The following is a 19,667-nucleotide window of genomic DNA, read 5'->3' as shown; positions in this document are numbered from 1 at the left end:
GGCATTGCAAGGCTCCGCCTGGCTTATTCAGCCAATTGCCTCTCGAATCCGGTACCAGAGCATTCCCATCGCCAGCAGGGGCGAGCGCAGCAACTTGCCGCCCGGGAAGGTCAGGTGCGGCACCGCGCTGAACACATCCAGCCCCTGGCTCTGGCCTACGGAAATCGCTTCGGCCAGGAGTTTGGCGGTCCAGTGGGTCACGTTCAGGCCGTGCCCCGAGTACCCCTGGGCGAAATACACATTCGGGTGCTGGGCCAGACGGCCCACCTGCGGGAAACGGTTGGCGGTGATGCCGATCATGCCGCCCCACTGGTAGTCGATGCGCACATTGGTCAGCTGCGGGAAAACCTTCAGCATCTTCGGCCGCATGTAGGCGCCGATATCCGCCGGGTCCCGCCCGGAGTAGTGGCAGGCACCGCCGAACAGCAGGCGACGGTCGGCGGTCAGCCGGTAGTAGTCCAGCCCCACTTTCTGGTCGCACAGCGCCATATTCTGCGGGATCAACTTCGCCGCGACCTCTTCGGCGAGCGGTTCGGTGACGATGACGTAGCTGCCCGCCGGCAGGACCTTGCCCGTCAGGCGCGGCTCGAGTTCTTCCAGGTGGGCGTTGCAGCCCAGCACCAGCTTGTCCGCCCGCACGCGGCCGTTGGCACAGTGCACCGTGACCGAATTGCCGTGGCTGATGCGCAGTGCCGGGCTCTGCTCGAAGATCTTTACCCCCAGGCTACTGGCCGCCCGTGCTTCCCCTGTCACCAGGTCGAGCGGATGCAGGTGGCCCGAGCCCATGTCGATCAGCCCGCCGGCATAGCAGTCGCTGGCCACCACGTCATGGATCTGGCCGGCGCCTACAAGCCTGGTCTGATGCGCATAGCCCATCGACTGCAACTCGCGCTGCTCCTCCGCCATGGCGGTGAACTGCGCAGGCGTATTGGCCAGCTCGCAGAAGCCCCAGCGAAGGTCGCAGGCGATGTCGAACTGCTTGATGCGCTCCGCCACCAGCTTCACAGAATCGAAACCGGCCTGGTCCAGATAGCGGACGCCATCTTCGCCGACATACTTGGCGAAGCCGCTGACGTCGTGGCCGATGCCGCGGATCAGTTGCCCACCGTTGCGGCCGCTGGCGCCCCAGCCAATGCGACGGCCTTCCAGGAGCACCACGGAGTGGCCCCGAAGGGCCAGCTCCAGTGCCGTGTTGACGCCGGTCAGACCGCCACCGATGACGCAGACCTCCGCCTGGACCTCACCCTCGAGGGCTGGGTAGGTCTGCTTGTCGCGCGCAGTGGCCGCGTAATAGGACGCGGCGTGTTCGCCGGCATGATTCATGGGACGTTCTCGGGTCATTGGTTGAACTTGATCTTGCTCCAGCTGCGAGTCATCAGACGCATGATCTTCGGCGGCGGAGCGTTGGAGATGTACAGCTTGTCGAGCACGGCCTGGCTCGGGTAGACCTCGGGATTGTTCAGCGTCTCCTGGTCCAGGAAGGCCTTGGAGTCGGCGTTGGCGTTGGGATAGCCGACGTACTCGCTGACCCCGGCGATGACCTTGGGCTCCAGCACATAGTTGATGAACGCCAGGGCCTGGTCCGGGTTCTTCGCGTCCGACGGGATGGCCATCAGGTCGAACCAGAGGTTGGCGCCTTCCTTGGGAATGCTGTAGGCGATCTCGATGCCGTTCTTGGCTTCCTTGGCCCGAGCGGCCGCCTGGAACACGTCGCCGGAATAGCCGAAGGCCACGCAGATGTTGCCGTTGGCGAGGTCGGAGATGTACTTCGAGGAATGGAAGTAGGTGACGTAGGGGCGCAGCTCCATCAGCCTGGCCTCGGCCTTCGCATAGTCCGCCGGGTTGGTGCTGTTGGGGTTCATGCCCAGGTAATTGAGCACCGAGGGGATCAGCTCGTCGGCGGAGTCCATGAAGGCGACGCCGCAGGCGTTGAGCTTCTTCAGGTTCTCCGGCTCGAACAGCACCGACCAGGAGTCGATCTTGTCGACGCCCAGCACCTGCTTGACCTTCTCGACGTTGTAACCGATGCCGTTGGTGCCCCACAGGTAGGGTACCGAGTGCTTGTTACCCGGGTCGTTCTGCTCCAGCAGCTTGAGCAGCGTCGGGTCCAGGTGCTTCCAGTTCGGCAGCTTGCTGCGGTCCAGTTCCAGGAAGACCCCGGCCTGTACCTGGCGGGTGAGGAAGTGGTTGGACGGCACCACCACGTCGTAGCCCGAGCGGCCCGCCAGCAGCTTGCCTTCCAGGGTCTCGTTGGAGTCGAAGACGTCGTAGACCGGCTTGATGCCGGTGGTCTTCTGGAAACCGGCGAGGGTGTCGGGGGCGATGTAGTCGGTCCAGTTGTAGATGCTGACCGTCGGCTCAGCGTGGGCGTTCTGCGCCAGCGCGGCAAAAGCCAACGCCGCAAGGGGTTTGAGCAGTCTCATGCGGACTCCTTTTCTTGTAGGTATTCCAGGAACCTGCCGGCGGGCTCGCGAGGCCGCCGGTAGGCTTTGGCGGGCGGGGGCGTCAGACGCTCAGCAGCAGGAACTCGCGTTCCCAGGAGCTGATCACGCGCTTGAAGTTCTCGTGCTCGGCGCGCTTAACCGCGACGTAGCCCTGGACGAACTTGCGGCCCAGGTAGTCTTCCAGTACCTGGCACTCTTCCATGTGCGCCAGCGCGTCCTCGATGGTGATCGGCAGGCGCAGGTTGCGGCGCTCGTAGGCGCGGCCTTCGACCGGGGCGCTGGGGTTGATCCGCTCGACCATGCCCAGGTAGCCGCACAGCAGGCTGGCGGCCAGCGCGAGGTAGGGGTTGGCGTCGGCGCCGGGCAGGCGGTTTTCCACGCGCATGGCTTCAGGGGACGCCGCGGGGACGCGCAGGCCGACGGTGCGGTTTTCCACGCCCCACTCGACGTTCACAGGCGCGGAAGTGTCCGGCAGGAAGCGGCGGAAGGAGTTCACGTTTGGCGCGAACATCGGCAGCACTTTCGGAATGTACTTCTGTAGGCCGCCGATGTAGTGCAGGAACAGCTCGCTCATCGAGCCATCGGCATTGGCGAAGATGTTCTTGCCAGTGGCGATATCCAGCACGCTCTGGTGAATGTGCATGGCGCTGCCGGGTTCGTCGGTGATCGGCTTGGCCATGAAGGTCGCCGCCACGTCATGCTTGAGCGCCGCTTCACGCATGCTGCGCTTGAACACGGTGATCTGGTCCGCCAGGCTCAGGGCGTTGCCGTGACGGAAGTTGATCTCCATCTGCGCCGGACCGTCCTCGTGGATCAGGGTGTCCAGGTCCAGGCCCTGGGCTTCGCACCAGTCGTAGACGTCTTCGAACAGCGGGTCGAATTCGTTGGCTGCGTCGATGGAGAAGCTCTGCCGGCCGCTTTCCGGACGGCCCGAGCGGCCCACCGGGGCTTCCAGCGGGAAGTCCGGGTCGCTGCTGCGCTTGGTCAGGTAGAACTCCATTTCCGGCGCGACGATCGGGTTCCAGCCCTTGTCCGCGTAGAGCTTCAGCACGCGCTTGAGCACGTTGCGCGGCGACAGCTCGACGGGGTTGCCGTACTTGTCGTAGGTGTCATGGAACACCATCGCGGTCGGCTCGATGGCCCAGGGCACCACGAACACCGCGTCCGGATCGGGACGGCAGACCATATCGATGTCCGCTTCGTCCAGCAGGTCGTAGTAGATATCGTCGTCGACATAGTCCCCGGTGACCGTCTGCAGCAGCACACTCTCGGGGAGACGCATGCCTCCCTCGCCGAGGAACTTGTTGGTCGGGGAAATCTTGCCGCGGGCGATACCGGTCATGTCACTGACGACGCACTCGACTTCGGTGATCTGGTGTTGCTTCAGCCAGGAACTCAGCTGATCGGCGGGGGTGCTCATGCAAGCCTCTAATGGGTAGATGGAAGGCACAGGAAGGAAGTCGACCTCGTTGTGGGTCGACGCATGGCTAGTGTTGGGGAGAGCCGGGTTCCCGTTCTATCCACTTTCCGCAGATTCGAGCGGAGCGCTGCGTCGAAGAGCATGAATGAGGGGCGGGGCAGGTCATCCGTTTTCTTGACCTGCTTTTGACTCGTCCTTGACGCACCGGCCCCGATCATGAGCGAACACAGTCAACCGACGAGCCATAGCCGTGCCGATCAATTCCCTCTCCGCCGCCATGCTTCTGCTGGCCCTTGCCACCCCGGTGAAAGCCCACTCGGAAGAGTTGCCGGTCCGGGGCTGGATCGAAGAAGCGAAAATCTACCCCGAGGGCATTCCGGTCAAGGCCAAGCTGGACACCGGCGCGCTGACTTCGTCGATGGATGCCAAGGACATCGAGTACTTCGAGAAAGACGGCAAGAAGTGGGTGCGCTTCAAGGTCGTCGCCAAGAACAGCGACACCGGAGACGAGAGCGTCCAGGCGTTCGAGCGCGCCGTACTGCGCAAAGTGAAGGTTCGCGGCGCTGGCGGAGCGGACCACCGGCCGGTGGTGTCGATGAAGATCTGCATCGGCAATCAGCTGCTCGACGAAGAGTTCTCTCTGCGTGACCGCAAGAACATGATCTACCCGGTGCTGATCGGTCGAAAGACCCTGGAGCACGTGGGCCCGGTGGACGTGCGCCGCACCTTCACCCAGCAGCCCAGCTGCAAGGCCTGAGCTAGCCCCATAGCCACCGATAGCACAGCACGGCCAGCAACAGCCAGATCGCGACGATCACCACGGCGGCGGCCGTGCTGCAGGGGCGCTGTGAGCTGGCGCGCTCGAAGTCATCCGCCTGCTGCTTGCTCTGCGCATACACCGGCGCGGGAATGAGGCGGATGATCAGCCAGATGGACGCCGGCAGGATCACCAGGTCATCCAGCAGCCCCAATACCGGAATGAAGTCCGGAATCAGGTCGATGGGGCTCAGCGCGTAGGAAACCACCAGCAGGCACAGCAGTTTGACGGGCAGGGGTGTTTCCGGGTGCTTCCAGCAGAACCACAGAGTCATGGTTTGCCGTTTGATCGAGCGGGCCCACTGCTTGAGTCTTGCGTACATGGATGACGCTTCAGCGATGAAAGGGAGTGATCAAGCTACACCTTTCACTGTGAAAAACCGGTTGCTAGTGGAGGACCGCGCGGAACAGCGACACCAGTGCGGCGCCGATGATCGGTGACAGCCACAAGCCCAGGGTCTGGCGGATGAAATCCTGCAGATAGGTGGCCAGGTGAAGGTCATGCGGGGGCATGTCGCTGGAGTACCGGGCATAGCCGAACATGGCCAGGACGAAACATGCAGCGGAGAAAAAGCCGGCCATCCTCGGCACTACGCTTTTACCTTGGGTGTAGGCGAACAACGCTCCGCAAAGAATTCCGCAGAAGGCGGCCAGGGCTTCAAATCCGTATTCGGGCTCCGCAAACCACTCATCGCCGTACAGGCCGACCAGCCGGCCGACGTACCAGCCAACCAGGCCCCCGAACAGCAGTGCGGAGGACAACAACGAAGGATTGCGCAAGCCCGGACTGAACCGCATTTCGCCAATCACCTTAGGGCTCAAGCCCAATGAAGTGGCGGGATTATACGTCTATCTCTGCACCGGAAGCGCATTGCACTTTGGCCAGATTTCGCTCCATCCAACCGTCAGCCGTTGGGCCTTGGAGCCGCTCATGGAAGGCTTGGTCGCGGTACTCAACCGTAGGAGCGGATTCATCCGCGATGGTGACCAGAAGCCCCGTGCCGAACCATCGCGGACGGAGTCCGCTCCTACAAGAGCGGTGCAGCGTCAGTGTCGCAGCCAGCGCCCCCTCCAACGAATCGGGCATGGGGTGTTATCATGTAACGATCATGGAGAGCGTTTGAGCAGGCGGGCCGACAGCCAGGCCAGTCTGTGTCGATTCGGCGGCAATCCTGGTAGACGGATGCAAGTACGGACGTAGCAAGGTGATTTGAGTGAAGCGCAACGATGTGAAAGCCCGGAATGCCGCAGGCATATCCTTCGACACGCACGTGATCGCAAACCCGGCCAATACGAAAGAGTGGATCGTGTTCTTCAAGAAGGACGCGGGGCGCAGCTTTTTCCTGGTGGATGAGAGCGAGCAGGTCGAGTCGTTTGCGCACCTGGATGGCCTGATCGTCGAGCTGCGCGAGCTTGGCATCAAGAACGTGGAAATCCATCTCTGAACCCGCCGAGCCATTCGGAGGCGCCGCCATGCCAGTGAACGATCCCTATCCGCGAATGCCGGCCAACGTTGTGGGCTGGGACATCCTGTGAGTTGCACGACCCGTCGAAAGATCGACCATTTGCGCCGGCAGATCCCGAGTTTCGCCTGCGTGCCGGGCTGCCACGATTGCTGCGGGCCGGTGACCGCCTCGTCCGAGGAAATGTCGCGCCTGCCCGTGAAGAGCGACGCCGAGCATGACGCCGCCCTGGCGCATTGGAACTGCGTGCACCTGGGGCCGCAGGGCTGCGAGGTGTACGAGGAGCGTCCGTTGATCTGCCGCCTGTTCGGCACGACGCCGAGCCTGCCATGCCCGCGCGGCCGGGGACCGGAAAGCCCCACGGACGAGCAGGTCGAGCGCCAGGTGCACGAGCTGATCGCCACCACCCGGCAGGTGCTCGTCTAGCGGGGCATGTAGCCCAACTGCCAGGAGCGCGGGACGAAGTAGACGATCACGGCCAGTGCGCAGGCCAAGGCACTGCTCACGGCCATGGCGCCCAACCCCAGGTGATGTTCCAGGAAGGCACCCGCCGCACCGCCCAGCAACATGCCGCTCCAGGGTACGAGTTGAACCCGCCAGCCATTGTTGCGCTCGCCCAGCAGCCAGCGCCCGAGACCACGGCCGAAGCGGGACAGTGCACCGGTCACGTAGGTGAGGCCGATGGGCATGCCGTTCACCTGTTCCACCACCGCGTTCAGCATCCCCATCGACACGATTGCCGCAACGAAGGCCGGGAGGTTCCGCGTCTCGGGCCAGACGGCGGCGAAGCCAAGCAGCACCGCGACGACGATGAGCAAAGGCGTGGCGCGCCGCTTGAAACCGCGGGCCAGGACGACCCCCAGGGCATTGCCGGCCACGAAGCACAGCACTGCGAGCGATAGCCGTCCGAGCGTAGTCAGGTCGTGGTCATTCACGGCGACGGCGAGCCGGGTGGTATTGCCGCTCATGAAGGACACGAAGTCGCCCGTGGCCAGGAACCCGATCGCATCGGTCATGCCCGCCAGCACGGAAAGGCCGGCGACGAGCCCAAGCCCGACGCGCCCGCGCAACAGGTGAAGACGCGATCTCTTGGCGCTGCGAGGCTTGGGAACATGAGGGAGCATCTAGGGGCGCCTGGCTGGATAAGGGGGGCGATGGGGAGGGCGTCAGCATTGCGCCTTGGGCACTTCGTCTTCGCTGATGCAATGCTCGATTTCGGTCACCTTGCGCAACGCGAGATCGGCATCGGGATAGGCGCCGAACAGGCGTCCCTGGTAGAAGACCACCCAGACGAAGCCCGACGGTTCCATGCCGGGACACTCTCGCAGCAGGGCCTGGAATCGGGCGGGCAGGTCATCGATGTGCATCTGTGCCATACCGCGCAGGATCATGGCGGGTCACCTCTCGTTGGGTCGGCGCTATTTTCGATTTCCGATGGCGATTGAGCAATACGACGGAAGTTTGTCCCGGATTGATTGCGGCCAGCCGTCAGCGGGGCGACGGCGACGGATAGAGGCCGGCCAGCCGTGCGATCAGGACGCCGACGTAGAAGACCCCGGTGAACTCTTCGATCATCACCAGTGAGCGGGCGTGATTGGTCAGCGGCACGATGTCACCGTAGCCGGTGGTGGTGAGAGTGGTGAAGCTGAAATAGATCAGCTTGAAGAAGGTACCGGTCTGCGTGAAGTCCAGGCGGGTGGGGCCGAACGAGGCAGCTGCGTCCATTTCTGTCAGGGCATAGATAAAGGCCCAGGCAAAGGCCAGCATGATGTACCCGGACAGCGCGCCGTGCAGCTTGTCCGCAGTGATCAGCCCGCGCTTGAGCACATAGCGGAGCACGCCGGTTATCGATACCAACAGTGATACCGCATAGGCCATTCCGGCGAGGTGAAGGAGCGCCAGGTTCGAGGTCCACAGCGCCGTCCATTGAAGGCCGATCCCCAATAACGCCAGGCCCAGTTTGACGACGAGCCCGCGCTGGGACTGCGGAGTTGCAAATGCCCCTACCAGCAGCACGCTTGAGAACAGGATGCCGAGCAGGGTGCGGGGGAACAGGCCTTCTTCGAGGAAGGGGAATACGAGGATCAGGGCAATCAGAAGTAGCAGCAGATAGGTGCAGGGCCCGAGACCTATGATCATCTGCGACAGGTCTCCGTCGGCTTCCGTCCTGTCTTTCGAGTCTGTCATGGCGAACTTCCTGAAGAATGAATCGGCGCCTGCAATGGTGCGCCCCCTATTGAATGGATCGTCAGGCCGGGTCCTTCGCGTGGAGGTAAAGAACGACGATCCACATACCCAGTGTGGCGACGAAGTTGATGGTGAAGACCAGGCCGCGCAACCGAATGTTTGTCGTAAGTATCTGCACACAACTGTGAGCCACGCGTCCGGCAATGAAAGCCCAGGCAAACCAGGCTGCAGCCTCGACCTCGAGATGGCTCTGTATCAGCAGCAGGCAAGCGGCGTAGAAGAACACCGGCCATTCGAACTGATTGGACAGGTTGGCGCTGATGCGGGGTTCTACCGTTGCCCAGGGATTGCTCCCATCCGGACTCTTGCCGATACCCCAGACTTTCGGCGCCCGCGCGATGGTTAGCAGCACGTAGAGAAAAGCGGTAAGCGCTACATGGACGGCCATGGGGAGTATGAGTGGATGCACCTGCCGTTACCCTCCTTGGGCGATGTTGCTGAATCCGCCATTGACGGGAAGCCTGCCTGGCGCCCTGAACGAGGGGTCGCCCGTTCTCTCGGCATCCCGACAATTCCCTTGGCTCGATGCGTTCAGCCAACGTGAGACTAGCTCAATTCCAGATGCCATGGCCTGCGCCAGCCGCCCGCTGTTGACCGAGAACAGCCGTCGCAAACCGCCATCTCTGATAGTCTCAACCGCACCCAGTCCGATGACGAGTGATGGAAAAATGACCAACGATTCACCTGTACCCCAAGCGGTCGATAGCCCGATCACCCGTAGCGCGATCTTCCTCGTCGCAACCTTGACGCCCGGCGAGGAGCACCTGGATTCGGTGCGTTCGCTGTGTGGCGACGTGGCGGCCCTGGTCCGTTCGGTCGGCAAACGCGTACCCAGCGGCAACCTGTCCTGCGTGGTGGGCTTTGGTTCCGAGGCATGGGATGCCCTGTTCGGTTCGCCGCGTCCTGCGTCGCTGCACAGGTTCCGCGAAATCGGCGCTGGCGAGCGTGTCGCCGTTTCCACACCGGGTGATCTCCTGCTGCATATCCGCGCGGAGCAGATGGACCTCTGCTTCGAACTGGCGACGCTGCTGCTTTCCAGGCTGGGGGATGCCGTCAGCGTGGTGGATGAAGTCCATGGATTCCGCTATTTCGACATGCGCAGCATGGTCGGCTTCGTCGATGGCACCGAGAACCCGGTCGGCCGCGAGGCGGCGCACTTCACCCTCATTGGCGAGGAGGATGCGGGCTTCGCCGGTGGCAGCTATGTGCTGGTGCAGAAATACCTGCATGACATGGCGGGCTGGAACGAACTCTCCACTGAAGCTCAGGAGCGCATCATCGGGCGCACCAAGCTGTCGGACATCGAGCTGGACGACTCGGTGAAACCGAGCTGCTCGCACAGCTCGCTGACCACCCTGGAGAAGAACGGGCAGGAGGTGAAGATCCTGCGCGACAACATGCCCTTCGGCCGCCCTGGTTCAGGGGAGTTCGGCACCTACTTCATTGGCTATGCCCGCTCGCCGCAGCCGATCGAGGAAATGCTGCAGAACATGTTCATTGGCCGGCCGGCGGGCAACTACGATCGCCTGCTGGACTACAGCAAGGCGGTGACGGGGAGCCTGTACTTCGTGCCGTCCGCCGATCTTCTGGAGTCGCTGGTCGACAAGGCGCCATAGCCAGGCGCCACAGCTCACGCCCAGGGCGCGCCGCTGGCGAAATGTTCCTCGATCCAGCGGCGAAACGCTTCGGCGGTGGCCGTGTCGTAGCGCGATGACGGGCGGACGAGGTAGACCCCTGCCTCCGCGTCGAGTCGCCAGCCGGGCAGCACGCGGACCAGCCGCCCGGCATCGAGGTCGCGCTTCATCAGCCATTCGCCGCCGACCAGGATGCCGATGCCGGTGCGCGCGGCTGACAGCAGCGCCTCATTGTCATTGCTGGTAAGGGTGCCGTTGATCCTGACGGTCTGCTGGGGGCCGTCGCAGGTGAGCTTCCAGTCGGGATAGGACTGCAGGCCGGTGAAGCCCAGGCAGTTGTGCCCGGTCAGCTCGGCGGGCGTAGTGGGGCTGCCACGGCGCTCCAGGTAGTCCGGCGCGGCGCAGAGGATGCGGTGGCTGGCGCAGAGCTTGCGCGCGACCAGGCGGCTGTCGGGCAGTTCGCCAACCCGGATGGCGGCATCGAAGCCTTCGGCGACCAGGTCGACGATGCGCTCGGAGTACTCCATGTCCAGGGAAACCTTCGGGTGCGCGAGGGCGAAGCCGGCGATGATCGGGCTCAGCCAGAGCCGGCCCATCGCCGACGGCAATGCGACGCGCAGGCGTCCCTGCACCTGGGCGGCGTTGTGCGTGGCTTCTTCCTGGGCTTCCTGGATCAGGCTGGCGGCGTGGCGCAGGCGCTCGGCCAGGCGCAAGCCTTCGCCGGTGAAGCGCAGTTGCCGGGTGGTGCGTTCCACCAGCCGTATTCCCAGGCGCAGCTCCAGCGCGCTCAGCCGTTTCGACAGCACCGAGGGGTGGCGCTGCAGGGCCCTGCCCGCGGCGGCGAAGGAGCCGTGCTCGAACAGCGCCAGGAGGGTGGCGAGTTCATCCGCCTGTCGACTATCGAACAGATCCATAAGGCTCCCAGTTTGGCGAATCCATTGATCGGGCGCACACGCTTCACGGCACCAGCACCATGGCGCCTTCGGAGCGGCCGGCCTCCAGGTCGGCATGGGCGCGTGCGGCGTCGGCGAGCCGGTAGCGCTGCCAGACCCGAGGCCGGATGATACCTGCGGCGACGGTCTGCAACACGTCCCCCGCGCGCTCCTGGTATTCCTCGGTGGTCGCCGTGTGCGCCGCCAGGGAAGGGCGGGTGAGGAACAGCGAACCCTTGGCGTTGAGCGTGGCCAGTTCCACCGCTGGTGGCGCACCGCTGGTCATGCCGAAGCTCACCAGCAGGCCTCGGGGGCGCAGGCAGTCCAGCGAAGCGGCGAAGGAAACCCGGCCGATGGGATCGTAGACCACGTCGACCTTCCGGCCCTGGGTGAGGTCGAGCACTTGTCCGGCCAGGGTCTGGGCATCGAAGACCAGTACCTCGTCGCAGCCTGCCTCCCGCGCGCGCTCGACGCTTTGTTGGCGGGATACGACGCCGATGACGAAGGCCCCCAGGTGCTTCGCCCAGGACACCATGATCTGCCCGAGCGCGCCGCCGGCGCCGTAGATCAGCACCCGCGTGCCGGGGCCGACGGGGTAGGTGGTCTTGAGCAGGTACTGCGCGGTGATGCCCTTGAACAGGACGGCCGCCGCCTCGTCGAAACCCAACTCGTCGGGCAGCCGGAGCAGACGCTCCGCCGGATAGATGCGCCCGCTCGCATAGCCGCCCAGGGGGCCGGTGGCATAGGCGACCCGGTCGCCGACCGCTACCTGGGTGACACCCGCGCCCACGGCGGCCACGATGCCCGCGCCTTCGAGCCCTGGCGTCGCCGGCAGGGGAATCTTCACCGCTCCCGAGCGCAGGCTGGCGTCCAGCGGATTGACGCCGATGGCCGCCTGTTCCAGCCAGACCTCGCCCGGGCCGGGTTGCTGGCCTTCGACCTGGCTGATCCGAAGCACCTCCGGTCCACCGAACTGTTGCAGCGTTACACGAGCGATCATCGTTTTTCCCTCTGACTGTGAACGATGATCGGCAGTCTAATTATCCAGGCTATAAGCACTAGATGGGGGAATTGCAGATGATAAGTGCATTGTGTGCAGTAATGCTGAGGGCGCGATGGGCGCTTCGGCCGGTAGGGTCCTGGGTTTGGACGCGGTGCCGGGTTACGGCAGCTGCCGCAGGCAATTGCCCACGCTGCACGGCGCGTCCAGGCGGGCCTGCTTCGCCGAGGCTTCGTACCTGTCCAGCATGTAGCGCGCGGCCAGCAGGCTGCCGCAGATGACAATCGTGATCAGCAGCGGAATGAACCTCGACATGACTTCGGCCTCATCGACTAACCCCGCGTTTCGAACGGTAGTCGCGGAGGCCGATGAGCAAATCGTCCGCTGGGACTAGCCCAGGGAGGCGACGCTGCGCAGTATCAGGCGGACCAGCATGGTCTGCCGGGTCACCCCGGTCTTGGAGAAGGTCGAGCGCAGGTGGGCGCGCGCGGTGTTGCGGCTGATGTTCAGCTCGTCGGAGGCTTCGTCCAGGGTCAGGCCGTTGGCCAGCAGCATCGCCAGTTGGGACTCGGCCGGGGTCAGGTCGAACAGCGCCCGGACGATTTCCTGGGGGGCGCGGGCCTCCTGTTCCGGGTCGCTGACGAAGATCACCACCGAGGGGCAGTGCTTGCCTTCGTTCCACTCGCTCAGGGGGACCGAGCGCACGATGATGCCCAGGTCCGAGCGTCCGGACGGACGCTGAACGCGCATGGCCTCGACCACCGAGGGCTGCGAGCCTTTCTGCGACTGCAGGGCCTGCTTCACCAGCCGGCGGAATTCCTGGCAGTCGCGCGGGGTGCCGACCTGCAGGTTGTCGCCGCTGATCTTCAGCCCGTCCTTTTCGCGCAGCAGGTTCTCGGCCACCTGGTTGGTCTGCAGGATCTTGCCGGTCTCGTCGAGGATGATGGTGCCGACGGCGAACTGGTCCACCGCGCCGGCGTAGAGGTTGCGTTCGGTCTCGATACGGTTCATCTGCGTGTGCAGTACCACCGAGCGCTCCAGGTGCGGCACGAAATACGCCAGCCGCGCCTTGTCGTTCTCGGTGAAAGCGGGGGATTCGATGCCGCGGCAGACGCGGATGCGGCACAGGGCACCGTCGCTGGTGCGGATGTCGGCGCCGAGGATATGGAACACCCCCGCCGGTGCGGCGAAGTTGCGGTAGAACTCCGAGGCCAGCCAGGCCTCCTGGGAGATGAATTCATCGATGGTCACGACCTGGCCGCTGGGCAGGTCGACGAACGGGTCGAGACTGAAATAGTACTGGCTGTAGGAGGCCACGATTTCGGCCGAACTGCCGTTGGCATTGACCATCAGTCCTTCGTTCTCGTCACTGGGTGGACGCAGGATGAAGGTGACGTACTTGGCGTCGAGGAACTGGTTGAGCTGGTTGAGAAAGGATTGCCACGGCGTGGACTCCAGAGGGCCCTGATAGAGATTGCCGAGCATCCCGCTGAACTGGTCGAGCGAAAGCGAGTGTGCCATTTGGAACCATTTCTTATTTTTGTTGTAGGAAAGCGCCGACGAGATTAAGCGGCGCTTCCTGCAAAAGGCAATCCGTCCCGCCCGGCGGCAAAGGCCGCCATCCAGCCGTGGCCCGGAAGTACATCATCAGCGTGCCCATGCCGGGTTGCCCTGTGGCTAGTTCAATCGGACGAGGGCCGTCCTTACCGCAGTCGGTAAGGTGGGGCGTCCCTGCCCGTCGGGGCGGTACGGCGTCGGCCTCCGTTTTCGCCCGATCTCCGCTGCTTCTGTTCGACCTCGGCCCGCAGGTCCATTTGCCAGAACAACAAGAAGAAGGAGCATCTGCATGTCATCCCCGTTCTCCGTGAACCGCCCCTGTCGTCTGCATGAGGTCCCCGCCTGGGACCAGGAAACCGAGGTGCTGGTGGTTGGCTTCGGCGCCGCCGGCGCCTGCGCCTCGATCGAGGCCGCCGGTGCGGGGGCGGGCGTCGTGCTGCTGGAGGCCTCCTCCGGCAGCGGCGGCACCAGTGCCCTTTCGGGTGGCGAGATCTACCTCGGCGGCAATGGCGGCACCCCGGCCCAGCGCAACGCCGGCTTCAGCGACGACACCGAGGACCTGTACCGCTACCTGATGATGGCCGGCGGGCCTGACGCCGACGAAGCCAAGGCGCGCCTCTACGCGGACAACAGCCTGGACCACTACCACTGGCTGGTGGCCCAGGGCGTGCCCTACAAGAACACCTTCCTCCCGCAGAAAATGGTGGAGCCGGTCACTGACGATTGCCTGATCTGGTCCGGCAGCGAGGAGGCCTGGCCCTTCGCGGCCGAAGCCAGACCCTGTCCGCGAGGCCATACGCTGCAGTGGGAGGGCTGGGGTGGCGGTCGCCTGCTGATGGACATTCTGGCGGCCCGTGTCGTCGAGCTCGGCGTCGAGGTGAGCTATGACAGCCGCGTACTGGCCCTGATCGCCGACGACGCGGGCAAGGTCCACGGCGTGGTGGCGCGCCGCGATGGCCAGCAGCGCTTCATTCGCGCCAGCAAGGGCGTGATCCTCTGCGCCGGTGGCTTCGTGATGAACCGCGAGATGGTGCGTCGCCATGCCCCGCAGCTGATGCACAACGACAACCCGATCGGCACGCCGGGGGACGATGGCAGCGGCATCCAGCTGGGCATGAGTGTCGGCGGCGCGGCGATCCACATGGACGAGGCCTTCGTCAGCCTGCCGTTCTATGCGCCGGAATCGCTGGTCAAGGGTATCTTCGTCAACCAGCGTGGCCAGCGCTTCATCAACGAAGACTGTTACCACGGCCGCATCGGCCATCACATCCTGCGCCAGGGCGGGGACCGGGTCTTCCTGCTGGCTGACAACGCCTGCTTCGAGCGCCCGGCCGAGTTCACCCGCATCGACATCGCCGCCGTTGGCGAGACCTGGGAAGAGGTGGAGCAGGAGCTGGGACTGCCTTCGGGCACCCTGTCCGAGAGCGTCGCGTTCTTCAACCGGCATGCCGCCGAAGGCCGCGACCCGCTGTTCCACAAGGCGGAGAAATGGCTCAAGCCGCTGGACGAGCCGCCTTTCGTGGCCCTGGACTGCCGCTTCGATTACGCCTTCTACCCCCACTTCACCCTTGGCGGGCTCGACACACTGCCGACCGGCCAGGTGCTGACCCAGCAGCGCGACCCCATCGCCGGGCTCTACGCCGCCGGTAGAACCACCTGCGGCTTGCCGCGTTGGGGCGGCGGCTACAGCTCCGGTCTGTCGCTGGCGGATTCCAGTTTCTTCGGCCGCCAGGCCGGCCGTCACGCCGCGATGCAGGGCTGACGGCAGGAGGCTCCCCGGTGTTCGATACCGGGGAGTCTTTGCATTGGCGCTTCGGCGCTGCGCTTGCTGAGCGGAGTCAGCCGGCCGAGGGATTGCCGCAGAGAAAGGCAACGCTGCCGTGCAGCGTGCACGCCAGTTCGCTCTGCCGGTTGACCCCGGCCTTGCCGAAGATCGCCCGCAGGTGCGACTTGGCCGTGTTGCGGCTGATGCTCATGCGCGCGCAGGCATCCTCCAGCGACAGCCCGTTGGCCAGCTGCGCCGCCAGCTCCGCCTCGGTCGGGGTGTGTGTGTGTGTGTGTGTGTGTGTGTGTGTGTGTGTGTGTGTGTGTGTGTGTGTGTGTGTGTGTGTGTGTGTGTGTGTGTGTGTGTGTGTGTGTGTGTGTGTGTGTGTGTGTGTGTGTGTGTGTGTGTGTGTGTGTGTGTGTGTGTGTGTGTGTGTGTGTGTGTGTGTGTGTGTGTGTGTGTGTGTGTGTGTGTGTGTGCGAAGCCGAACAGTTGGCGCAATGGCTGCTGCGGCACGCTGGCGGTCTGTTCGGGATCGCGCAGGAACACCGCCACCCGGGCTTCTCCACTCTCCATCTGTTCCCGGCCCGGCAGGCACTGTACGACCACGCCCAGCGCCGGGCGGCCGGAAGGGCGCGTCAGCATGATCGCTTCCGCCACTTGCGGGCCGTTGGGCTGGCGCCGTTGCTGGGCCTGGCTGATCAGCCGCTGCAGGGCCTGGTTGTCGCGGCCGACGCTGGCTTGCAGGCAGCCTTCGAGCACTTGCAGGCCGTCGCCGGCCGCGAGCAGCTCCTGGGCAGCCTGATTGCTTTCGAGCACCTGCTTGTGGCCGTCGAGGATCAGGGTGCCGATGCGCATCCGCTCCACGGCGGAGGCATACAGGCGCCGCTCCACCTCACTGCGTTCCAGCCGTTCATAGAAGCTCAGGGCGCGTTGCAGGTGGGAGAGCAGGCGCGTGCAGAACGCCTTGTCGGCGGCATCGAAGGCCGGGGCCCCGTGCGAGCGGCTGATGCGCAGGCGGCATTGCCCGCCGTCGGGGCCGGGGATGTCCGCTCCGAGGATGTGAAAGATGTCCAGCGGGGCGTTGAACTGCTGGTAGAAGGCCGATTCGCGCCAACCGTCCTCACCGAGGATTTCCGTCACCGTATGGACCTCGCCCGAGGGTAGGTCGATGAAGGGATCGAGGGCGTAGAAGGTGCCTTCGTAAGCGTCCACGGCCCAGGTCGAGACTGCGCCGGCATTCACCATGAAACCCGGCGCGCCGGGTTTCGCCGGGCGCAGGATCAGGGTCGCGTAGCTGGCGCCCAGGGCCTCGCGCAGGCGCTCCAGGCTCTGCTGCCAGGGCAGGGCTTCGGTGGCGCCTTCGTAGATCAGGTCGATCAGGGCGCTCAGGCTGTCCAGCGAAATATCGGTACCGTGCATGTTCTTCCCTCCACCGGGTGAGCCTTCTGATGGGCTACCCAAGGCTGGTTTGCCCGGAGTTCGTCGACATCGTCCGTATGGAGGATGTGCGGTGGCGCGCGGGGCGTCGGGCCATCTCACCCGTGTGGGCTAGTCCTCGGCGGGGATGTTGCCCGCTGGGCCCTGTTCGATAGTTCGGCACGACATCCATCACCCTGGAGAACAGCATGGAATCGCCGACCAATGCGCCCGCACTCTACCCGCAACGCTTCGCCCGTGGCTGGCACTGCCTGGGCCTGGCCGCTGACTTTGCCGACGGCAAACCGCATCGCCTGGACATCTTCGGCACCCGTCCGGTCGCCTATCGCGGCGAGGACGGCACCATTCGCATCCTCGACGGCTACTGCCCGCACATGGGCGCCGATCTCAGCGGTGGCGAGGTGCGTGGCAACGACGTGGTGTGCCCGTTCCACCATTGGCAGTGGGGCGCCGACGGCAAGTGCACGGCCATCCCGTACTGCCAGCGCATTCCGCCACGCGCACGGATCAAGGCCTGGCCGACCCTGGAGGAAAACCGCCTGCTGTTCGTCTGGCACGACGCCGAGGGTGGCGCGCCCGATCCGGCGGTGCGCATTCCGCGCATCGAGGCCTGCTTCTCGCAGGAGTGGACCGACTGGCGCATGCGCAAGATGGTGATCCAGACCAATTGCCGCGAGCTGGTGGACAACCTCGCCGACTGCGCGCATTTCGGCCCGGTGCACGGCTCGCCGGCCAGCTACTTCTGCAACACTTTCGACGGCCATATCGGCTACCAGATGTTCCAGGGCGAGGAGAGCGAGCTGCTCGGCAGCGGTCTTCGTGCCGACAGCGCCTACTTTGGTCCGGCCTATCACGTCACCCGGATGAGTGCGCAGACCGGTGGCCAGACCATCGACACGCTGCTGCTCAACTGCCACGTGCCGATAGACCAGAACAGCTTCGAGCTGCGTTACGCAGTCAAGGTGCGCAAGCAGCCGGGTTTCTCCGAGGAGCAGAACCTGGCCATTGCCGAGGCCTATGCCGAGCAGGCGCACAAGTCGTTCTTCCAGGACGTGGAGATCTGGCACGGCAAGCGCCGCATCGACAAGCCGCTGCTGTGCGATGGCGACGGCCCGGTGTACCAGCTGCGCGAGTGGTACGAGCAGTTCTATACCGACGTCGCCGCACTGCCGGCGCCAACCCTCAAGGTCTTCGAGCGTCACGCCAGCGGCTGGCGCCAGCTCAACGAAGTGCCCGAGCAGGCGCGCAGCCAGCTGCACCTGATCTGAGCGGAGCGCAGCCGATGAAACTCAAGGACAAAGTCGCGCTGGTGACCGGCGCGGGCTCGGGCATGGGGCGCGCCACCGCCGTCCTGTTCGCCGAGCAGGGCGCCAGCGTGGTGCTGGCGGATATCGATGGCGCGGCGGCGGAAAGCGCCCGGCAGGCTTTGACGGGTAGCGAGCGCTGCATGGCGGCGGCCTGCGACATCGCTGACGGCGTGGCCGTGGAACGGCTGTTCGCGGCGGTGCGCGAGCGCTACGGCCGGCTCGATGTGCTGGTCAACAACGCCGGTCTCGGCCAGGTGCCGGGCGATGGCTTCGAGCACTACCAGCGGCGGCTGGGCGAGCGCACTGCGCAGCTCGCCGCGGGGCAGGAGCCGGATGTATTCACCGACATGATCGTCGACCTCACCGATGACGGCTGGCAGCGCATCCACAAGATCAACCTCGACGGCGCCTTCCACTGCAGCCGCGCGGCGGTGCGCCTGATGATCGCCTGCGGCAGCCGTGGCTCGATCGTCAACATCGCCAGCCTGTCGGCGCTGACCGGCGAGGGGCCGCTGGCCTACTGCGCGTCCAAGGCGGCGCTGCTCGGCTTCTCCAAGTGCCTGGCGCGCGACCTCGGGCCGCGCGGCATCCGCGTCAACACGGTGTGCCCGGGGCCGACCCGCACGCCGATGATGCAATCCATTTCCCGCGAATGGGCCCAGGCCCTGGAGCGCGCGATACCCCTGGGACGAATGCTGGAGCCGGAGGAGATCGCGCAGACCTGTCTGTTCCTCGCCAGCGACGATTCCAGCGCTTTCACCGGACAAACCCTCGCCGCCAGCGGCGGCATGTTGATGCTTTGAAGAGGCACAGGCAGATGACTGGACGACTGCAAGACAAAGTGGCGCTGATCAGTGGCGCCGGTACCGGCATTGGCGCGGCGGCGGCGCAGCTGTTCGCCGCCCAGGGCGCGCGGGTGATGCTCTGTGGCCGTCGCCGCGAGCCGCTGGAGCAGGTGGTGGCGCAGATCCGCGCCCAGGGCGGCGAGGCCGACTGGGTGCAGGCCGACGTCACCGACGAGGCCTCGGTGGACAACGCCGTGGCGGCGACGGTGGAGCGCTTCGGGCAGCTCGATGTGATGGTCAACAACGCCGTGAACTACACCTGGGGCACGCTCTCCGGGCTGGAAACCTCCGAGTGGCACAAGTGCCTGCGCGGCAGTCTCGACGTGGCCTTCTTCGGCACCCGCGCGGCGTTTCGCGCCATGCAGGGGCGCGGCGGCTCCATCGTCAACCTCGGTTCGGTGGCCGGGCTGCTCGGTAGCCCCGGACTGAGCGCCTACGGCGCGGCCAAGGCCGGCGTACTGAATTTCAGCCGCGCGGTGGCCCTTGAAGGGGCGATGCAGAAGATCCGCGTCAACGTGGTGATCCCTGGCATAGTCTGGAGCGAGGGTACCCGCGAGGCCATGCGCAATCCGCAGATGGCCGAGGGCACCGCCCGCGCCGTGCCGCTGGGGCGCATCGGCGAACCGGAGGAGGTGGCCAACGCGATCCTCTTCCTGGCTTCCGACGAGGCCTCCTACATCACCGGCCAGAGCCTGGTGGTGGATGGTGGCAAGACCTGTGAACTGAATGTGGGCGCCACCGACTACACCTCGGCGACTTCGACTGAAATCCGCGCGGCCGCCCAGGAGGCATGATCC

General features: G+C 65.0%; 23 protein-coding genes. 8 read left to right on the top strand and 15 right to left on the bottom strand.

Annotation, left to right across the window (positions count from 1 at the left end):
• Nucleotides 1-27: 27 nt before the first annotated feature.
• From O6P39_RS14140 to O6P39_RS14130, 3 genes are all read right to left on the bottom strand, one after another.
• On the bottom strand, nt 28-1,323 hold the full coding sequence (locus O6P39_RS14140; RefSeq protein ID WP_275607133.1) for an FAD-binding oxidoreductase: 1,296 nt from the start codon (nt 1,321-1,323) through the stop codon (nt 28-30).
• Nucleotides 1,324-1,337: 14 nt separating this feature from the next.
• On the bottom strand, nt 1,338-2,423 hold the full coding sequence (locus O6P39_RS14135; RefSeq protein ID WP_275607132.1) for a polyamine ABC transporter substrate-binding protein: 1,086 nt from the start codon (nt 2,421-2,423) through the stop codon (nt 1,338-1,340).
• An 82-nt stretch (nt 2,424-2,505) separates the two neighbouring features.
• Nucleotides 2,506-3,864 carry a glutamine synthetase family protein gene (locus O6P39_RS14130; RefSeq protein ID WP_275607131.1) on the bottom strand — a complete coding sequence of 453 codons (1,359 nt, stop codon included), beginning with the start codon at nt 3,862-3,864 and terminating at the stop codon, nt 2,506-2,508.
• 277 nt (nt 3,865-4,141) lie between these two features.
• On the opposite strand from O6P39_RS14130, the gene O6P39_RS14125 reads away from it, so the two are divergent.
• On the top strand, nt 4,142-4,621 hold the full coding sequence (locus O6P39_RS14125; RefSeq protein ID WP_275611953.1) for an ATP-dependent zinc protease: 480 nt from the start codon (nt 4,142-4,144) through the stop codon (nt 4,619-4,621).
• Nucleotide 4,622: 1 nt separating this feature from the next.
• On the opposite strand, the gene O6P39_RS14120 is transcribed toward O6P39_RS14125, so the two are convergent.
• Together O6P39_RS14120 and O6P39_RS14115 are read right to left on the bottom strand one after the other, a co-directional pair.
• The gene (locus O6P39_RS14120) at nt 4,623-5,003 is read right to left on the bottom strand and encodes a YkvA family protein (protein ID WP_275607130.1); all 381 of its coding nucleotides are present in this window, start codon (nt 5,001-5,003) and stop codon (nt 4,623-4,625) included.
• Between the two features lie 64 nt (nt 5,004-5,067).
• On the bottom strand, nt 5,068-5,478 hold the full coding sequence (locus O6P39_RS14115) for a hypothetical protein (protein ID WP_275607129.1): 411 nt from the start codon (nt 5,476-5,478) through the stop codon (nt 5,068-5,070).
• Between the two features lie 416 nt (nt 5,479-5,894).
• Between O6P39_RS14115 and O6P39_RS14110 the strand changes: the two genes are divergently transcribed.
• Together O6P39_RS14110 and O6P39_RS14105 are read left to right on the top strand one after the other, a co-directional pair.
• Nucleotides 5,895-6,125 carry a hypothetical protein gene (locus O6P39_RS14110; RefSeq protein ID WP_275607128.1) on the top strand — a complete coding sequence of 77 codons (231 nt, stop codon included), beginning with the start codon at nt 5,895-5,897 and terminating at the stop codon, nt 6,123-6,125.
• An 87-nt stretch (nt 6,126-6,212) separates the two neighbouring features.
• Nucleotides 6,213-6,569, top strand: a complete 357-nt coding sequence (locus O6P39_RS14105) for a YkgJ family cysteine cluster protein (protein ID WP_275607127.1) — start codon at nt 6,213-6,215, stop codon at nt 6,567-6,569.
• Here O6P39_RS14105 and O6P39_RS14100 read toward each other — a convergent pair.
• From O6P39_RS14100 to O6P39_RS14085, 4 genes are all read right to left on the bottom strand, one after another.
• Nucleotides 6,566-7,267, bottom strand: a complete 702-nt coding sequence (locus O6P39_RS14100) for a YoaK family protein (protein WP_275607126.1) — start codon at nt 7,265-7,267, stop codon at nt 6,566-6,568. The two genes, O6P39_RS14105 and O6P39_RS14100, sit on opposite strands and share 4 nt — an antisense overlap.
• A gap of 42 nt (nt 7,268-7,309) precedes the next feature.
• Entirely contained in the window at nt 7,310-7,534 is a 225-nt protein-coding gene (locus O6P39_RS14095) for a hypothetical protein (RefSeq protein ID WP_275607125.1), read from the bottom strand.
• Nucleotides 7,535-7,631: 97 nt separating this feature from the next.
• Complete coding sequence (locus O6P39_RS14090; protein WP_275607124.1) at nt 7,632-8,330, bottom strand: potassium channel family protein; 699 nt, start codon at nt 8,328-8,330, stop codon at nt 7,632-7,634.
• Nucleotides 8,331-8,391: 61 nt separating this feature from the next.
• Nucleotides 8,392-8,778: an MAPEG family protein gene (locus O6P39_RS14085; RefSeq protein ID WP_275607123.1), complete on the bottom strand. Its 387-nt coding sequence runs from the start codon at nt 8,776-8,778 to the stop codon at nt 8,392-8,394.
• A gap of 280 nt (nt 8,779-9,058) precedes the next feature.
• Between O6P39_RS14085 and O6P39_RS14080 the strand changes: the two genes are divergently transcribed.
• Nucleotides 9,059-10,006 carry a Dyp-type peroxidase gene (locus O6P39_RS14080; protein WP_275607122.1) on the top strand — a complete coding sequence of 316 codons (948 nt, stop codon included), beginning with the start codon at nt 9,059-9,061 and terminating at the stop codon, nt 10,004-10,006.
• 14 nt (nt 10,007-10,020) lie between these two features.
• Here the strand turns inward: O6P39_RS14080 and O6P39_RS14075 are convergent, their stop codons facing one another.
• From O6P39_RS14075 to O6P39_RS14060, 4 genes are all read right to left on the bottom strand, one after another.
• Nucleotides 10,021-10,938, bottom strand: a complete 918-nt coding sequence (locus tag O6P39_RS14075; RefSeq protein ID WP_275607121.1) for a LysR family transcriptional regulator — start codon at nt 10,936-10,938, stop codon at nt 10,021-10,023.
• A 43-nt stretch (nt 10,939-10,981) separates the two neighbouring features.
• Entirely contained in the window at nt 10,982-11,956 is a 975-nt protein-coding gene (locus O6P39_RS14070) for a quinone oxidoreductase (protein WP_275607120.1), read from the bottom strand.
• Nucleotides 11,957-12,118: 162 nt separating this feature from the next.
• Nucleotides 12,119-12,271: a hypothetical protein gene (locus O6P39_RS14065; protein ID WP_275607119.1), complete on the bottom strand. Its 153-nt coding sequence runs from the start codon at nt 12,269-12,271 to the stop codon at nt 12,119-12,121.
• A 75-nt stretch (nt 12,272-12,346) separates the two neighbouring features.
• Nucleotides 12,347-13,477: a LuxR C-terminal-related transcriptional regulator gene (locus O6P39_RS14060; RefSeq protein ID WP_275607118.1), complete on the bottom strand. Its 1,131-nt coding sequence runs from the start codon at nt 13,475-13,477 to the stop codon at nt 12,347-12,349.
• Nucleotides 13,478-13,802: 325 nt separating this feature from the next.
• Here O6P39_RS14060 and O6P39_RS14055 point away from each other — a divergent pair, with 325 nt between their 5' ends.
• Complete coding sequence (locus O6P39_RS14055; RefSeq protein WP_275607117.1) at nt 13,803-15,275, top strand: FAD-dependent oxidoreductase; 1,473 nt, start codon at nt 13,803-13,805, stop codon at nt 15,273-15,275.
• A gap of 76 nt (nt 15,276-15,351) precedes the next feature.
• On the opposite strand, the gene O6P39_RS27360 is transcribed toward O6P39_RS14055, so the two are convergent.
• Together O6P39_RS27360 and O6P39_RS14045 are read right to left on the bottom strand one after the other, a co-directional pair.
• Nucleotides 15,352-15,510: a helix-turn-helix transcriptional regulator gene (locus O6P39_RS27360; RefSeq protein ID WP_345774677.1), complete on the bottom strand. Its 159-nt coding sequence runs from the start codon at nt 15,508-15,510 to the stop codon at nt 15,352-15,354.
• A complete protein-coding gene (locus O6P39_RS14045) occupies nt 15,486-16,700 on the bottom strand; it encodes a helix-turn-helix transcriptional regulator (RefSeq protein ID WP_275607116.1) in 1,215 nt (404 codons plus the stop codon). Before O6P39_RS14045 ends, O6P39_RS27360 begins: the two co-directional genes overlap by 25 nt.
• 206 nt (nt 16,701-16,906) lie before the next feature.
• On the opposite strand from O6P39_RS14045, the gene O6P39_RS14040 reads away from it, so the two are divergent.
• From O6P39_RS14040 to O6P39_RS14030, 3 genes are read left to right on the top strand one after another with little or no spacing between them, the layout of a single operon-like run.
• Nucleotides 16,907-17,986: a Rieske 2Fe-2S domain-containing protein gene (locus tag O6P39_RS14040; protein WP_275607115.1), complete on the top strand. Its 1,080-nt coding sequence runs from the start codon at nt 16,907-16,909 to the stop codon at nt 17,984-17,986.
• A gap of 14 nt (nt 17,987-18,000) precedes the next feature.
• A complete protein-coding gene (locus tag O6P39_RS14035; RefSeq protein WP_275607114.1) occupies nt 18,001-18,828 on the top strand; it encodes an SDR family NAD(P)-dependent oxidoreductase in 828 nt (275 codons plus the stop codon).
• Between the two features lie 14 nt (nt 18,829-18,842).
• The gene (locus O6P39_RS14030) at nt 18,843-19,664 is read left to right on the top strand and encodes an SDR family NAD(P)-dependent oxidoreductase (RefSeq protein WP_275607113.1); all 822 of its coding nucleotides are present in this window, start codon (nt 18,843-18,845) and stop codon (nt 19,662-19,664) included.
• The last annotated feature ends 3 nt before the right edge of the window (nt 19,665-19,667 follow it).

This window comes from Pseudomonas sp. PSE14 (genome assembly GCF_029203285.1).
In the GTDB taxonomy this organism is placed as follows: domain Bacteria; phylum Pseudomonadota; class Gammaproteobacteria; order Pseudomonadales; family Pseudomonadaceae; genus Pseudomonas.
The sequence above is the reverse complement of the archived record's forward strand: the minus strand, read 5'-3'. Positions and strand labels throughout refer to the sequence as shown.

Excerpts from the sequence above, each read along its gene's own strand:
- O6P39_RS14140 (WP_275607133.1), bottom strand. The coding sequence starts at position 1,323 with ATGAATCATGCCGGCGAACACGCCGCGTCCTATTACGCGGCCACTGCG.
- O6P39_RS14135 (WP_275607132.1), bottom strand. The coding sequence starts at position 2,423 with ATGAGACTGCTCAAACCCCTTGCGGCGTTGGCTTTTGCCGCGCTGGCG.
- O6P39_RS14130 (WP_275607131.1), bottom strand. The coding sequence starts at position 3,864 with ATGAGCACCCCCGCCGATCAGCTGAGTTCCTGGCTGAAGCAACACCAG.
- O6P39_RS14125 (WP_275611953.1), top strand. The coding sequence starts at position 4,142 with ATGCTTCTGCTGGCCCTTGCCACCCCGGTGAAAGCCCACTCGGAAGAG.
- O6P39_RS14120 (WP_275607130.1), bottom strand. The coding sequence starts at position 5,003 with ATGTACGCAAGACTCAAGCAGTGGGCCCGCTCGATCAAACGGCAAACC.
- O6P39_RS14115 (WP_275607129.1), bottom strand. The coding sequence starts at position 5,478 with ATGCGGTTCAGTCCGGGCTTGCGCAATCCTTCGTTGTTGTCCTCCGCA.
- O6P39_RS14100 (WP_275607126.1), bottom strand. The coding sequence starts at position 7,267 with ATGCTCCCTCATGTTCCCAAGCCTCGCAGCGCCAAGAGATCGCGTCTT.
- O6P39_RS14095 (WP_275607125.1), bottom strand. The coding sequence starts at position 7,534 with ATGATCCTGCGCGGTATGGCACAGATGCACATCGATGACCTGCCCGCC.
- O6P39_RS14090 (WP_275607124.1), bottom strand. The coding sequence starts at position 8,330 with ATGACAGACTCGAAAGACAGGACGGAAGCCGACGGAGACCTGTCGCAG.
- O6P39_RS14085 (WP_275607123.1), bottom strand. The coding sequence starts at position 8,778 with ATGGCCGTCCATGTAGCGCTTACCGCTTTTCTCTACGTGCTGCTAACC.
- O6P39_RS14080 (WP_275607122.1), top strand. The coding sequence starts at position 9,059 with ATGACCAACGATTCACCTGTACCCCAAGCGGTCGATAGCCCGATCACC.
- O6P39_RS14075 (WP_275607121.1), bottom strand. The coding sequence starts at position 10,938 with ATGGATCTGTTCGATAGTCGACAGGCGGATGAACTCGCCACCCTCCTG.
- O6P39_RS14070 (WP_275607120.1), bottom strand. The coding sequence starts at position 11,956 with ATGATCGCTCGTGTAACGCTGCAACAGTTCGGTGGACCGGAGGTGCTT.
- O6P39_RS14065 (WP_275607119.1), bottom strand. The coding sequence starts at position 12,271 with ATGTCGAGGTTCATTCCGCTGCTGATCACGATTGTCATCTGCGGCAGC.
- O6P39_RS14060 (WP_275607118.1), bottom strand. The coding sequence starts at position 13,477 with ATGGCACACTCGCTTTCGCTCGACCAGTTCAGCGGGATGCTCGGCAAT.
- O6P39_RS14055 (WP_275607117.1), top strand. The coding sequence starts at position 13,803 with ATGTCATCCCCGTTCTCCGTGAACCGCCCCTGTCGTCTGCATGAGGTC.
- O6P39_RS14045 (WP_275607116.1), bottom strand. The coding sequence starts at position 16,700 with ATGCACGGTACCGATATTTCGCTGGACAGCCTGAGCGCCCTGATCGAC.
- O6P39_RS14040 (WP_275607115.1), top strand. The coding sequence starts at position 16,907 with ATGGAATCGCCGACCAATGCGCCCGCACTCTACCCGCAACGCTTCGCC.
- O6P39_RS14035 (WP_275607114.1), top strand. The coding sequence starts at position 18,001 with ATGAAACTCAAGGACAAAGTCGCGCTGGTGACCGGCGCGGGCTCGGGC.
- O6P39_RS14030 (WP_275607113.1), top strand. The coding sequence starts at position 18,843 with ATGACTGGACGACTGCAAGACAAAGTGGCGCTGATCAGTGGCGCCGGT.